Below are 14,291 nucleotides of genomic sequence, written 5' to 3'. Positions count from 1 at the left end.
AACCAGACCGACATACCCATGCCGCCTCTGGACTCCCCTGCCGTCTTGGACCAGTCGCCGCTCTTGGATGTTCCGGCCACGGATCCGCCCACGCTCCGGCCCAGAAGCCATGGGACCAGCAGGGCGATAGCCCAGGCCAGACAAGCAGCGGGAAGCATGCGAAGATTGCGATTGCCATTGTCTCGATCAGCAGCAAGACGATCTTCTGCCCGGCAGACCATCATTGCGCCACCAGATATGGGCGTAATCGGGCCAGTGTCTTGGCACCGATGCCGGGAACATCCAGAAGCTGATCGACCGAGGCGTAACGACCGCCGAGAGCACGCCGATGCTCCAGTATTTTTGCTGCCGTGACCGGACCGATCCCCTTGACATTCTCCAGATCCTTTTGACTGGCACTATTGAGATTCACCCGTCCGGTCTGATCCGCTGTTCCCGCGGAGGCACTGGAGGCCGGAGCAGCAGAGGCATTGCCTGCCCCTTCACCATGTTGAGCGGAATCCGAGGCCGATTCGGTATGCCCGCTGCCTTCGTCACCATGGGTGTTCCGTCTACCATCGCTTCCTGAAACATGCTTGCTTCGGTGTGCAGCACCGTTGGCATCGCCCTTTGCCAGGACCGATGACTTGCCCCCGGACCCGTCGACTGCCACTCCTGCGGCCAGCGCCCGTTCCTGCTGGGCCAGCAGGGTCAGACTGATCGCAAGGGCAACCACCAAAATAAGAATGGCTATCAAGGCCTGAAGCGGCGTAAACGACCAGACAGGCCGATCACGCCGAGTCTGGGATTCGGCCATATCTTCGGCCGACCCCCTTGACCTGGCGGATTGATTCAGAGCCAGAGCCTGCAGAGGCGGCGCCGGCGGCTGGGTGATGTTGATGCTCATGGACCCAGCCTGACATGAAAAAGCCCCCCGATATGAGGTCGGGAGGCTATGTGGTCGAAGGTCATCGCCTGTCCACAGCCTGGCTGCGGGCAGTGCAGGATCAGGCCGGCACGACCGAAACGATCTTGGGTGCCTTGACGATGACCTTACGCGGCTCCTTGCCACCCAGCCGCTCCTGGACGGCGGGCAGTGCCAGGGCCATGGCCTCGAGTTGATCAGGCGCGATGTCGGGGCTGACCTGCAGCTTGCCACGGACCTTGCCCTTGACTTGGACCACGGCGGTGACCGTGTCCTCGCCGAGATAGCGATCATCCCAGGTCGGCCACTGGGCATGCGCCAGGGACTCCTTGTGACCCAGCCGGCTCCAAAGCTCCTCGCAGATGTGGGGGGCGATGGGCGAGAGCATGAGCACCAGGGGCTCGATGGCTGCCCTGGGTGTCGGATTCAGGCCGGTCAGATGGTTGTTGAGCACGATCATCCTGGCGATGGCCGTGTTGGGCCGCATGGCCTCCATCTCCACCGTCACGTCGTGGATGGTGGTGTTGAGCAGCTTCAGGGTCTTCTGGTCGGGCTCTCCCTCGTCCAGGACCACCTCGCCGGTCTGCTCGTTCACCACGTTGCGCCAGAGCCGCTGCAGGAAGCGCATGCCGCCCACCACATTGCGCGTGTTCCAGGGCCTGGACTCATCCAGGGGGCCCATGCTCATCTCGTAGAGGCGGAAGGTGTCGGCCCCGTAGGTGCTGTACATATCGTCCGGGGTGATGATGTTCTTAAGGCTCTTGCCCATCTTACCGAACTCGCGGTTGACCGGCTGTCCCTGCCAGGTGTAGCTGACCTTGCCGCCCTCATCATGCTCCTCCACCTCGGCGGCAGGCACGTACTGTCCGCGTTGGTCCGTGTAGGCGTAGGCCTGGATCATTCCTTGGTTGAAGAGCTTGTGGAAGGGCTCCTTGGACGAGACGTATCCCAAATCGTAGAGGACCTTGTGCCAGAAGCGGGCATAGAGCAGGTGCAGCACCGCATGCTCCACACCGCCCACGTAGAGATCGACGCCGCCCGACTCCCCGGCAGTGGCATTGTGCTTGGGACCCAGCCAGTAGTCGTACTCCTCCGGATCAACCATGTGCTGGTCGTCCTTGGGGTCGATGTAGCGCATGTAGTACCAGCAGGAGCCGGCCCAGTTGGGCATGGTGTTGGTGTCCCTGTGGTAGACCTTGGGGCCGTCGCCCAGATCCAAGGTCACGTTCACCCAGTCCTGGTTGCGGCTCAGCGGTGCCTCGGGGCTGGATTGGGCATCCTCGGGGTCGAAGGCCTTGGGCGAATAGTCGGGCACGTCAGGCAGGGCCACCGGCAGCTGGTCGTCGGGCAGCAGGTGGGGCAGGCCCTGGTCGTCATAGACCACCGGGAAAGGCTCGCCCCAGTAGCGCTGACGGGAGAAGAGCCAGTCGCGCAGCCGGTAGGAGACCGTTCCATGGCCCACCCCGGCCGACTCCAGCCATGCGGTCACTTTCTCGATGGCCTGGTCAACACGCATACCGTCCAGGCTGAGCGAATCGCCAACGGCCTGGGTGGCCTGGACCGAAGAGTTGACCACAATCCCGTCGTGGGATATGAAAGGTGCCTTGCCCCGGTAATCGTCCAAGGTCTGTCCGGAATCATCCAGCGGGCTGACCGTGTAGACAACGGGCAGACCATACTTGACAGCGAAATCGTAATCGCGCTGATCACCGCCTGGCACAGCCATGATGGCTCCAGTGCCGTAGTCCATCAGCACGTAATCGGCGGTGAAAATGGGCAGCTTGGCCCCGGTGATGGGGTTGAGAGCATACAGCCCGGTAAACAGGCCGGTCTTGGCCCCGCCTTCGTCCACGCGATCCTTGGCGGTCTTGGCCTCGGCGGCCCGTCGATAGGCCTGAACGCCCTCCGTGGGATTGGCATAACCGCCCTTCCACTGTTCAGGCACATCCTCAGGCCACTCCTGGGGCAGGTGTTGCAGCAGGTCGTGCTCAGGAGAGACCACGGCAAAGGTGGCACCGAAAAGCGTATCGGGACGGGTGGTGTAGACCTCCATGGTCTGATCGCCGTCAGGGCTGGGCACGGTGAAGTCCACCGAAGCCCCGTGCGACTCCCCGATCCAGTTGCGCTGCATGAGCTTGACCTTTTCGGGCCAGTCCAGAATGTCCAGATCCTCCAGAAGCCGGTGACCGTAGGCGGTGATGCGCATGGACCACTGCTTGAGTTCGCGCTGGTAGACCGGGTAGTTGCCGCGCTCGGAGCGGCCCTCAGCGGTCACTTCCTCGTTGGCCAGGACCGTGCCCAGTCCGGGGCACCAGTTGACCGGCGAGCGCGAGATGTAGGCCAGACGGAAGTCGTTGAGCACCTCGGAGCGCTCGGCCTCGTCCAGGTCCTCCCAGGAGGTATCGGGATGACCGGGGATGGGCCTGCTTCCGGACTTGAAAGCCTCGACCAGTTCGCTGATAGGCCTGGCCGAGCCCGTCCCCCCGTCGGCACGGCGGTAGTCGGGGTCGTACCAGGACTCGTAGATGCGCGAGAAGATCCACTGGGTCCAGCGCACGTAGTCCGTATCGATGGTGGCGAAGGAGCGGCGGTCGTCGAAGCTGAGCCCCAGCCTGTGCAGCTGCCAGCGCATGTTGTCGATGTTCTGTTCGGTAGTGGCCCGGGGATGCTGGCCGGTCTGGACTGCATACTGCTCGGCGGGCAGGCCGAAGGCATCGTAGCCCATGGCGTGCAGGACGTTTTCGCCCTTCATCCGGTGGTAGCGACTGACCACGTCGGTGGCGATGTAGCCCAAGGGGTGGCCCACATGCAGGCCCTTGCCCGAGGGGTAGGGGAACATGTCGATGACGAAGTAGGGACTGCGGCCTCCGGCGTGATCTCCCTGGGCATCGGTCAAATCACCCTTGGTGTTGGCTGCCCAGAAGGTGCCCTCCTTGTCCCAGCGCTTCTGCCAGTGCTCCTCGATGGTCTGCGCCATGGCGGCATCGTAGCGGAACTTGGGCTGATCGGATTCCTGGGTCTGCTGATGATCCCTGTCTTCATTCGCGTTCATATGGTGAATTATCGCCATTCACATGGACACGGCCGAGCCAATGTCCAGCATCCGTCATCCTGGCGGAAGCCTTGCTCAGCGATCGCCGGGCCGCAGAGTGCGGGCGGCGGCATCAATGGAATAGCCGATGGACTTGGAGGCCCGGCCCAGGGCGGCCTTGAAGGACCCGTCCCGCATCATCCTCTTCAAGGCCTGGTCGATGACGTCCACCAACTCCGGATCACCGTGGGGCACGCCGATACCGTAATGTTCGTTGGAGAAGGGCTTGCCGACCAGGCGCAGTTGGCCACCGCCACGAACATGAGCCAGTCCGGCCAGGGCAAAGTCGTCACCGCTGGCGGCATCCGTATCCCCGCTGAGCAGGGCCGTGATGCACTCGGGGAACTCCTCCCGCTCCTGGACCTGGGCCTGGGGTGCCAGCGAACGCACCAGAGCCCCGGAGGTGGATCCCGCTGCCACACAAACCCGCTTTTGGGCCAGGTCCTCCACCCCGGCGATGTCGCTCTGAGTGCGGCGAACCAGCAGGTCCTGCCCCGCAGCCAGGTAAGGCCCGGCGAAATCCACCAGCTTCTGACGATCCTGGGTGATGGAGTAGCCGGCCACGACCATGTCCACCTGGCCCTGTTCGAGCATGCGCTCGCGGTCCGCAGGCTTCACCTGGCGGAAGACGATCTGCGACTCGGCGTATCCCAGCTCGTGGACCACGTACTGGGCCACATCCACATCCAGACCCCGGTACTGGCCGGACTGGGCGAATCCAAGCCCGGGCTGGTCGAAGGAGATGCCCACGCTGATCTTGGGCCCGATGGAACCCGCCCGGTAGCGATCCTCCTGGCGGCCGCACCCGCTTAGGGGCACCGCCAGAACCAGCGCCAACAGAGCCGCCGCAATCCTGCGTGCAAACATGATCGGCCCCTACTTGAACATTCTCGAACGCGTCAGGAACCAAGTCACCAGGGCGGTGACCAGACCTGAAAGAATCACCACAACCGCGAATCCCCAAGGCTTGTCAGTGAAGGGCATGCCGAACATTCCCTGGTTGAAGTTCATGCCATACATGGAGAAGATCAGCGTAGGCACCGACAGGCTGATGGAGATGATGGTGAAGATCCTCATGACGTTGTTGACGTTGTTGGAGACGATGGAGGCGAAGGCGTCGGTCATGTTCGAAAGCACGCTTGAGTAGATGTTGGCCATCTCAATGGCCTGCTTGTTCTCGGTGATCACGTCGCCCAGAAGATCCTCGTCGTCCGGGTAGCGCTTGATCCGCTCCAGCCCGGTCAGCTTCTCCAGGACGATCTCGTTGGACTTGAGGCTGGTGGCGAAGTAGACCAAGGTCTTGTTGAGCTCCAGCAGCATGAGGATCTCTCGGTTCTGCATGGAGTGACGCAGCTTGAGCTCCAGCCGGTCCGACTCGCGGTCAATGATGCGCAGGTAGCGCAAGTAGAGGGTAGCGTTGCGGTAGAGGATCTGCAGGATGAAGCGGGACTTCATGAAAGTGTTGAAACCCCGGATGGTGCCTTCCATAAAGGGGTGGAGCAGGACGGTGTCCTGCATGCAGACGGTGACGATCAGATCCTCGGTGACGATGATGGACAAAGGGATGGTCTCGTAGTAGTCCCGGCCGTCGCGCTCCTCGGCCCGGGGAATGTCGACGATGACCATGGTGTACTCGTCCTCCACATCCACACGCGAGCGCTCCTCATCGTCCAAGGGGGCGCGCAGATCAGCCAGGTCTATGCCAGTGGTCTGGGAGACGTTGGCCAGCTCGACATCGGTAGGCGCCGATAAGCATATCCATGAGCCCTTGGAAGCCTTGCCGATCTGCTCGATCTGCCCGTTCATGGTGCTGAATACTCTCATCATCGCCATCACCACCTCTCGTGCTCGAACCCGGCCGACGTGCCTGGCCGAACCGATAGTAGCAGACAACCAGTTACCGCCGTGTCCAATTCCGCAGGATAGTCCCCGGTCATCCCCGCCATGGCTTCAGGACGGCGGGTTGGATTTTGGAAGCGTCGAAGCGAAAATGCCCGGTGATGGGACGGTGGCCCGGCGAGCCCAGGTAGTCGTTCTCCCTGTCGCGCTGGCCCATGTTGTGCAGAAGCAGGGGAATACCCCGGCTGTCCCTTCTATCGGAGGCCATGCCGATGTGCCAGGAGGTGTCGAAGATGACGATGTCGCCCTGCTGCCACTGGTCGGTGGCCGCAGTGTCGTTGGTCAGACGCTGGGCATGCCGGGACAGGAATACGCCGAGGACGTTGGTGCGCCTGAAGTCGATGTTCGGATCCGGGCTGTTGATCACGCCGGCGTAGGCCCCAGGAGACGAGGCGATGTCGGCGTCGACCATGGTCTTCAGATCGTAGCCGGCCTGCCGGAAGGCCCTCCAGATCTCGTCGGTGCAGGCGCCGCGGTCATCGGGCGGATAGCCGCCCTGGTAGTAGCCGCTGTCGTAATGAGGATGGCGGCGGGCCTCCTGATGGGCTCCACGCACCATGGCCGTGTAGTCATCCACGCCGTCATGGTTGTAGTCCACAGGCGAGGTCAGAGGCGAATGGGCCGCGGTCTGCTCTGGAGAATACCCGGGCGGGCCGTGAGAAGCGGTCCTGGGGCCGTTTGCGGAGGAGTTTTGATTGTCTGAATGGCGAGCAGGCCCGACGCCCACCAGCCTGCCAGCCAGGGCCAAGGAGCCCGCCACAACCAACGCGAGCGCCAGCAGGACAGCCGCCCACCGCAGAACCATTGTCCGCCGATGGCTGCGGCCGCTGCGGTTTCGCTCTGTAGGCACAGTGGTCACCTCATCCGGTTGCGCAGGGGCCTGCCATCCATGAATCGATGAAGGTTATCCAGGCAGATTTCCCGAACCTTGTCCATGTTGGAGGGTAGATGGGCTCCCCCGGCCACATGCGGGGTGAGCAGGCAGCGTGGTTGCCTCCAGAGTGGGTGATCTTCAGGCAGGGGCTCCGGTTCGGTCACATCCAGACCTGCACCGAAAATGCCATCCTTATCCAGGGCTTGGGCCAGAGCCATGCAGTCCACGGCATCTCCCCTGCCCGCGTTGATCAGCACGGCGGTGGACTTCATCAATGCAAGACGATGGTCATCGATGATGTGCCGGGTCAGCGGCGTTGAAGGCAGGGCAAGAGCCACTACGTCCACCTCAGGCAGCAGGGCATCCAGGTCGTCAAAACCAGCCAGACGGTCGAACCCCTCCACCGGCTGGTCGGGATGGCGCCTGATACCGATGGTCCGAGCGCCTACGGCCTTGGCCAGACGAGCGAAGGAGGCTCCGATATCCCCTGTGCCTAAAACCAGGACCTGGCAGCCACACGGCGAAAGGACGGCCCCGCGAGGCTCCCAACGGCCCAAACGCTGATTGTCCCGGTAGGCCGGCAGGTCCTTCATCAGAGCCCACATCATGGCGAACATGTGCTCGGAGACCGACTGCCCGTAAGCGCCCTGAGGCACTGGTTAACATGGCGTCCGGAGGCAGAACCCCCGGTTTCAGGTAGGCATCCACACCCGCGCTGCTGGTCTGCAGCCAGACCAGGTTATGGCAGGCAACCACCTGCTCGGCCGGCGGATTACCCAAAATGATCGTGGCCTCCGATCGGAGGGATTGAGGGACATCGATGAGCCAATGCATGCTCTGCCGCATGTCCGTGTCGACAATGAACTCCTGACGAACGCCTGGAGCCGCCTGAAGGAATTCCTGTCGTTCACTCTGGTCCAAGGGCAGGCAGTTGATGATGAGCTGGTCCCCAGGATGGTTCTCGTTCCGATTTTCAACCCGCACTTCGGCATCGTTTTTACCGGTCATGGTCCGCCGCCTTTCCGTTGCTGCCGACCCCCTTGGTCGCCCCTTGTTCATCATGCTAGCGCACTTGCAAGCTCAGGAATGACTCAAGACCATTCGAGGATAAAATCCATCAATTAGCTCACAATCCCTGCAATTCCAGGGCAACACACTGAGTTGCTCCATTCACCAATCCCGGTGTACTATAGGCAAGGCTTCACCAAGCAAGGCAAGCACGGGGCTATGGCGCAGCTGGTAGCGCGTCTCCATGGCATGGAGAAGGTCGGGGGTTCGAATCCCCCTAGCTCCACAGATAGGATCCCGAGGTCACCTCGGGATCCTTTTTCATATCAGGATGCTGATCCATGCCGAAGCCCAGATTAGGACACCCTTACAAACTCCGTTACGGCATCAAGGGATAATCTTCGCCAATCGCTGTCAGCAATCTATAGAACCCATACCTCGATCAAATCTTTAACCTCGACTAACGTGCATTGTTTTTATCTCCCACCTAGCACGGTGGAGCTCCTTCGGATTCCCATTCTTCATTGTGAATCATGCCTGCCACAACCCTTGTGCCGACAAACCTCCAAGGGCCTTACAATTATTCTGATTAAAAATGTCGCAGTCTATCTGCAAACAGATTCATGGGCTCATCACAACAACTCCGGAGGCTTGCACAACAATGACCAGAACTGAAAAGGGCGCACTTGGCGCACTTACTGGGCTGTCCTTGGGAGATGCATTGGGCATGCCCACGCAGAGCATGAGTCCAGCAGCCATCCATGAGGCCTACGGCAGGGTTGACACCCTTCGTGATGCTGTTGCGGATCAACCGATCGCTCCCAGTATGCCTGCGGGATCTGTGACCGATGACACCGAGCAGGCACTGATTGTCGCAGAACTGGTCATCGAGGGCAGAGGACACATCGATCCGAAAGAGTTCGCTAAGCGCCTTCTGGCCTGGGAGGACGACGTGAAGTCACGCGGATCACTCGACCTGCTCGGGCCATCCACCAAGCTGGCTCTGGAACAGGTTCGCCAGGGCGCGGACATCATGACCACGGGAAGGACCGGCACCACCAATGGGGCAGCCATGCGAGTCACCCCGGTAGGGATAGCCAACAGGCCTGAAGACACCAGACGGCTGGCCAATCGCATCTACGAGTCCTGTCAGGTCACCCACGACACGGTCGCAGGCTTTCAAAGCGCAGCGCTGATCGCTACGACAGTCAGTCTGGGGCTTGAAGGAATGAGCCTTCGCCAGGCACTGGACGAGTCCTTGCGCCTGGTACCCGCCATGGAAACCTCCGGAGCCTGGACCCCTAAGGCTTCGGTTCCCGCACGCGCTCGCCAGGCAATACAAGTGTCCGAAGAATTCAGCGATGAGGACGACTTCGAACGCCACCTCATCGAAGACTGCGGCACTTCGGTGGAGGCCAATGAGTCTGTGGCAGTCGCCTTTGCCCTGGCCTGGAGATTCGCCGACGATCCCCAATCGGCTCTATTCGTCGCAGTCAACCTGGGCGGCGATACGGACACCATCGCTGCCATGACCGGCGCAATGACCGGCGCATGCACCGGCCCCGAGGTCTTCGACCCTGCACTCTGCTCCCAGGTGGCTTCGGTATCTCACCTTGACCTGCAGAAAACTGCCCGTGGCCTGATTGCCCTAAGGTAGCAAAGGGCAAAACGGATACGGCAGAATTCTTCAGGAATACGACAATGTAAAATCCAATCAACCCCGAGATCATGGGGTCCACCCGGCCACACCACAGGCCTGACCAGACAATCCATCGCTGCATTCAGTACATCGTGAGTCAAAGGAGACAATCCATGTCAACTGCACCAAAAGAGGGCACCATCCTCTCCAGAGTTGAGCAAAGGGGCATCGAACCCGTGCCCGAGGATCAGAGGAACGGGTCGCCCGGTCAGCTCTTCTGGGTCTGGTTCGCCGCCAACATCTCGATTCTGGGAATCCCTCTGGGAGCAACCCTGATTGCCCAGGGCCTCAACCTCTGGCAGGCCGTGCTCGCCACGACCATCGGAGCCTTCGGATCCTTCGCACTGGTCGGCATCATTTCCATAGCCGGTAGAAGAGGCGGCGCCCCCACGCTGACCCTGTCCAGGGCTATTTTCGGCGTCAGAGGCAATGCAGGCCCCACACTGGTGGCTCTGCTGTCCAGATTGGGCTGGGAGACGGTGAACACGATGACCGGCGCCTTTGCACTACTTTCCCTGATCGCCATCATCTTCGGCACCTCAGCCGATGCCAAGCGCTCCCCCTTCCTGACTTTTGTCTGCATTGCCGTCTTCGTAGCCTTGACCGTGGTGGTCTCGGCCGCCGGCCACGCCTTCATTCTCACTGTGCAGAAATGGGCCACCTGGATATTCGGAGCCCTCACTCTACTGGTGGCCATCTATCTGGCCACGACCGTCGACTGGTCTTCCTTCATCGGCAATGCACCCGGACCAGCCAGCGCCTTCCTGATCGGCGTCGGCACCATAGCCGCGGGGACGGGCATCGGCTGGGTCAACTCCGGCGCAGACATGGCCCGCTACCAGAAGACCTCGGTGAAATCGGGCTCTCTGATCCTGACTGCAGCAGCCGGCGCCGGCATCCCCCTGGTCGTGGTTATCGGTCTGGGATCGGTCCTGACAGCAGGCAACTCCACCATTGCCTCCGCCGCTGATCCGGTCGCCGCGGTTCGAAGCGCCCTGCCCGCCTGGGTTTCGATCCCCTATCTGATTGCCGCCTTCGCTGGGTTGCTCATGTCAAACAACCTGTCCGTATATTCGGCCGGCCTGACCACCATCACCCTGGGCATCAGAATTCCCCGCGTCTATGCGGTCGTCGTCGATGTGGTGGTGACCACCTGCGGAGCCCTGTACTTCACGCTGGGCTCCGACGGATTCTACGGCCCCTTCGTCACCTTCATCTCCCTCTTGGCAGTACCGCTGAGCACCTGGGCAGGCATCTTCCTGTCAGATATGATCTTCCGCAAGCGCTACGATTCGGACGGCCTTCTGAATTTGCGAGCCGACTCCCCATACTGGTACTGGCACGGCATCAACCTCCCGGCCATCGTCAGCTGGTTGGTGGGGATAGTCGTCGGCTTCCTGTTCGTGACGGCCCAAATCTCCAAAAACGAGGTCTGGTTCTCAGGACCGCTGGCCGGCAGCTTCCTGGGCAGGAACGGTCTGGCATGGCTGGTATCCCTCCTCTTGGGAGGAATCCTCTATGCCATTTTGCACCTCCTCTCCAAGGACTCAGTGGCGGTGAGGAGCAGCAGTAATGACTGAACCCAGCATCCTTCATCTCGGTCAGGTGGTGATTGACCTCAGCATGGACATCGACCACCTCCCGGAACGCGGAGGGGACATTTTCGCCAGGCAAACTGCCATAAAGGTCGGCGGCGGATACAACGTGATCCAGGCAGCCAGGCGGATGGGAGCGCCCGTAGCCTACATGGGGGCGATCGGCACAGGTCCGATGGCGGACATGGTCCGTGGAGCCCTTGCCGCCCTGCAGGTTCCCGCACAAGGGCCTGTGCTGGATGACTGTGATACCGGATATTCGGTAGCCATGATCGAGCCCTCGGGTGAACGCACCTTTGTATCGGCGAGGGGCGCTGAGACCCAGGTACCGAAGGGCACCTACGAAAGCATGAATCTGGTTCCCGGTGATGTCATCTACCTGAGCGGGTATTCCTTCTGCCACAAGGACAACACCCGAAGCCTGCTCGGTTTTGCTGAGAAACACCAGGGCGAAGGATTTCCGGTGCTCTTCGATCTGGGACCCATGGTGGCCGATATTGCATTGGATGTGCTTGATGCGGTCAACAGTCTGCATCCTATCTGGTCCCTCAACGAACGCGAGGGACCAATCCTGGCGAAACGTCTAGGGTGCCAACCCGAAACTGGCGACGTTACTGAGTTGGAATCCCTCTGCCGCTCGCTTTCGTTGAGACTGGACAGTCCTGTGGTTCTCAGGGCCGGCGCCCGCGGTGCCTGGTACTGCCAGCCCAAGGATGCAATGCAGAGCCAGTACATTCCCACCCCGCAGGTCCATGCCATAGACACCAACGGTGCAGGCGATGCACACTCGGGCGTCCTCTGCGCGGGCATCTTCCAAGGTCTGCCCATTGAGGAGGCCCTGGTGCTGGCCAACTGTGCAGGAGCACTTTCCACTACCCAGCGGGGTCCAGCCACATGCCCAAGTGAAGAAGCCATACGAAAGGCCGCCAGCTCCCTGCAATGGTGACCGGAGCAAAACCGGAGGAAACAAAGGCGGCCGCCGACTTCATGCCGACGGCCGCTTGGTCTCTCAACGAGGGACCAGGGAATGACGTATCAGAGCTGCTTTCCCAGCTGATCGGCTGCGCGCAGGGCGTGGGCCACATCGGTGGGGGTGACCTCGAATGGCATGTTGCCCATGGTCTCGTCAGGGCCGCAGGCATGCTCGCCGACCTTGAGCAGATCCTCCTCGCTGGCCTGGCCGATGCCGATCTGCTCCAGGGAGGTGGGCAGACCCACACTGCGGAAGAAGTCATAGACCCCGCGGGTCTCCTTCAGGGGCCAATCCTCAAGGACCAGCTGGGCCAAGGTGCCGAAGGCCACCTTTTCGCCGTGCAGCATGGAGTGGGTGCCCTCCAGGGCGGTCATCCCATCATGGATGGCGTGGGCTGCAGCCAGGCCGGAGCTCTCGAAGCCCAGACCGCTCAGCAGCGTATTGGCCTCGATGATCTTCTCCAAGGCGGCTGTGCGGACACCGGCCTTGGCAGCGGCCACGGCCTTGACCCCATCCTCCAGCAGGGTGTCGCGGCAGAGACGGGCCAGGGCGAAGGCAGCCATGGTGGCGTGTCCCCCGGTCATGGTCACCGCGTTCGACTGCACACAGGCGGCTGCCTCGTAATAGGTGGCGAAGGCATCGCCCAGTCCTGACACCAGGAAACGCACCGGAGCCTTGGCAATGACGTCGGTATCCATCAGGACCACGTTGGGGTTGGCAGGCAGGGGCAGGTAACGGTCAAAGACGCCCTCGGGCGTGTAGAGCACGGACAGCCTTGAGCAGGGCGCATCCGAGGAGGCCGCCGTGGGAACAATCATGACCGGCAGGTGGGCGAAGTGGGCCACAGCCTTGGCGGTATCCAAGGTCTTGCCGCCGCCGATGCCGATCACCGCGTCGCTGCTGCCCAAATGAGCACGATGACGGTCGATCTCCTCCATGGAGCACTCGCCGCCGAATTTCATCAGTTCGTAGGGGATCCCATCGTGCTCAAAGGAGGCGACAATGTCGTCGTGGTAGAGCCCGTCGATGACCGGATCGACGATCAGATGGGCGCCCTTGGTGCCCAGAGCCGCGTATTCTCCAGCCAGCTTTCCCATGGCGCCCTCCTGCTGAACATAGGAGCCGGGAGAGCACAGAACCTTGCGCATATATACACCTTTCTCATCGCTGATCCCGCCTTCGGGACCAGGTCCTTAAGGACGGGCCTCTTGGCCCGCCTGAAAGTGACCCTAGTCACATTATATGGTGGGATGGGTGTGCCGCGCCGACAGGCAGGTCAGTTATGAGGCAAGGAATTGGTCGTACTCGTCGGTGACGACTGAGGTGTGGAAGCCGTATTTGAGGGACTGGGCGTGGAGCCGGTCGCATCCGCAGACGGCGATGGCGAGCTCATGGAGTTTCCTCCCTGCTGCTGACCCTGTCCCGTTCCCTGTTCAGTGCCTGGGTTTTGATTCGCTCCCGATGGCTGATTCTGGGGGACACCCGAGGTTGACTGATCCTCTGGCTGCTCAGTACGCTGTGCAGGCTTAGAAGGGGTCTCTTCCTCATGGCTGGGGGTTACCTGGCTGGTAGAAGGGCTGACCACGTTACGAACCACCTTGTCGGTGCCTTCGCCTTTGGTCAGGGCATTGATGGCCAGAGCAGACAGCAGCACGGCCACCAGAGCGCTGACCACAGAGACAATGATGACGTTACGGCGTCGCTGATCCAGCTTCTTCTTGCTGTTTGCCGCAGTGGGAGCCGCATGGGCCCGAGGACCGTTGCTGGACGAAACGGTCCGACCCGTCTTGGCCGCCGACTGTTCATCACCGACAGGAGGCATGACCTGGGTGGACCCATCAACCGGGGCCATGACCTGGGTGGATCCGTCTGCAGCACCGCTGGAATCGTCCGAAGCGCCCTTCCCCTGTGCCGGCAAGACCGTGGTCTGTCCATCCGCGGTTGAATCGGAATTCGAATCCGTCTTGGAATTGTCATCATCCTGGTCAGCACTGCCAACCACGGACTCCTGCAGCTTCTGACCGGAGGCTTCCAAGACATTCTTGTAGATCTGCGAGGCCACAGCAGAAACGATGGAACCGATTGCTACACCAATGATGGATCCCGCCACGCCGATCTTGGCTGCCAGCCAGAAGGAGGTCATGGCTGCAAGAGCGCCGGCGACGATCTGCGCCCAGGAAATGTCATGAAAGAACTGCTTCACTCCGACCCCTTTTGATCCAACGGCTGGTTGCTGCGCTCTTATGGT

The 14,291-nt window shown here is 61.3% G+C and carries 10 protein-coding genes, 1 tRNA gene and 1 pseudogene; 4 read left to right on the top strand and 8 right to left on the bottom strand.

The genetic code is table 11. From position 1 onward, the window contains the following. Positions 1 to 220: 220 nt before the first annotated feature. The 6 genes and pseudogenes from J3T93_RS07755 to J3T93_RS07730 form a co-directional block, all read right to left on the bottom strand. Complete coding sequence (locus J3T93_RS07755; RefSeq protein WP_267400063.1) at positions 221 to 886, bottom strand: ComEA family DNA-binding protein; 666 nt, start codon at positions 884 to 886, stop codon at positions 221 to 223. A 100-nt stretch (positions 887 to 986) separates the two neighbouring features. Then, complete coding sequence (gene leuS / locus J3T93_RS07750) at positions 987 to 3,956, bottom strand: leucine--tRNA ligase (protein ID WP_267431184.1); 2,970 nt, start codon at positions 3,954 to 3,956, stop codon at positions 987 to 989. Between the two features lie 75 nt (positions 3,957 to 4,031). Beyond that, entirely contained in the window at positions 4,032 to 4,862 is an 831-nt protein-coding gene (locus tag J3T93_RS07745) for a glutamate ABC transporter substrate-binding protein (RefSeq protein WP_267400065.1), read from the bottom strand. A gap of 9 nt (positions 4,863 to 4,871) precedes the next feature. Beyond that, entirely contained in the window at positions 4,872 to 5,822 is a 951-nt protein-coding gene (locus tag J3T93_RS07740; RefSeq protein ID WP_024627661.1) for a magnesium transporter CorA family protein, read from the bottom strand. Between the two features lie 106 nt (positions 5,823 to 5,928). Further along, positions 5,929 to 6,744: a DUF1287 domain-containing protein gene (locus J3T93_RS07735; protein WP_267400066.1), complete on the bottom strand. Its 816-nt coding sequence runs from the start codon at positions 6,742 to 6,744 to the stop codon at positions 5,929 to 5,931. 5 nt (positions 6,745 to 6,749) lie between these two features. Continuing rightward, positions 6,750 to 7,776, bottom strand: a pseudogene (locus J3T93_RS07730) (D-2-hydroxyacid dehydrogenase). A 213-nt stretch (positions 7,777 to 7,989) separates the two neighbouring features. Between J3T93_RS07730 and J3T93_RS07725 the strand changes: the two are divergent. The 4 genes from J3T93_RS07725 to J3T93_RS07710 all read left to right on the top strand — a co-directional run bounded on the left by J3T93_RS07725 (position 7,990) and on the right by J3T93_RS07710 (position 12,016). Further along, positions 7,990 to 8,062 (top strand) — tRNA-Ala (locus J3T93_RS07725). Between the two features lie 375 nt (positions 8,063 to 8,437). After that, the gene (locus J3T93_RS07720) at positions 8,438 to 9,433 is read left to right on the top strand and encodes an ADP-ribosylglycohydrolase family protein (RefSeq protein WP_267431182.1); all 996 of its coding nucleotides are present in this window, start codon (positions 8,438 to 8,440) and stop codon (positions 9,431 to 9,433) included. 155 nt (positions 9,434 to 9,588) lie between these two features. Beyond that, positions 9,589 to 11,055, top strand: a complete 1,467-nt coding sequence (locus J3T93_RS07715) for a purine-cytosine permease family protein (RefSeq protein WP_267431181.1) — start codon at positions 9,589 to 9,591, stop codon at positions 11,053 to 11,055. Then, entirely contained in the window at positions 11,048 to 12,016 is a 969-nt protein-coding gene (locus J3T93_RS07710) for a PfkB family carbohydrate kinase (protein ID WP_267431180.1), read from the top strand. Before J3T93_RS07715 ends, J3T93_RS07710 begins: the two co-directional genes overlap by 8 nt. A gap of 89 nt (positions 12,017 to 12,105) precedes the next feature. On the opposite strand, the gene J3T93_RS07705 is transcribed toward J3T93_RS07710, so the two are convergent. Together J3T93_RS07705 and J3T93_RS07700 are read right to left on the bottom strand one after the other, a co-directional pair. After that, on the bottom strand, positions 12,106 to 13,191 hold the full coding sequence (locus J3T93_RS07705) for a glycerol dehydrogenase (protein WP_267400071.1): 1,086 nt from the start codon (positions 13,189 to 13,191) through the stop codon (positions 12,106 to 12,108). A 128-nt stretch (positions 13,192 to 13,319) separates the two neighbouring features. Beyond that, positions 13,320 to 14,246, bottom strand: coding sequence for a hypothetical protein (locus tag J3T93_RS07700; protein WP_267431179.1), 927 nt, complete (start codon positions 14,244 to 14,246; stop codon positions 13,320 to 13,322). Positions 14,247 to 14,291: the final 45 nt, after the last annotated feature.

This window comes from Bifidobacterium sp. B4111 (genome assembly GCF_026537235.1).
Taxonomy (GTDB): Bacteria; Actinomycetota; Actinomycetes; order Actinomycetales; family Bifidobacteriaceae; genus Bombiscardovia.
Note: the sequence above shows the minus strand (reverse complement) of the source record. Positions and strands in the feature narration are given on the sequence as shown.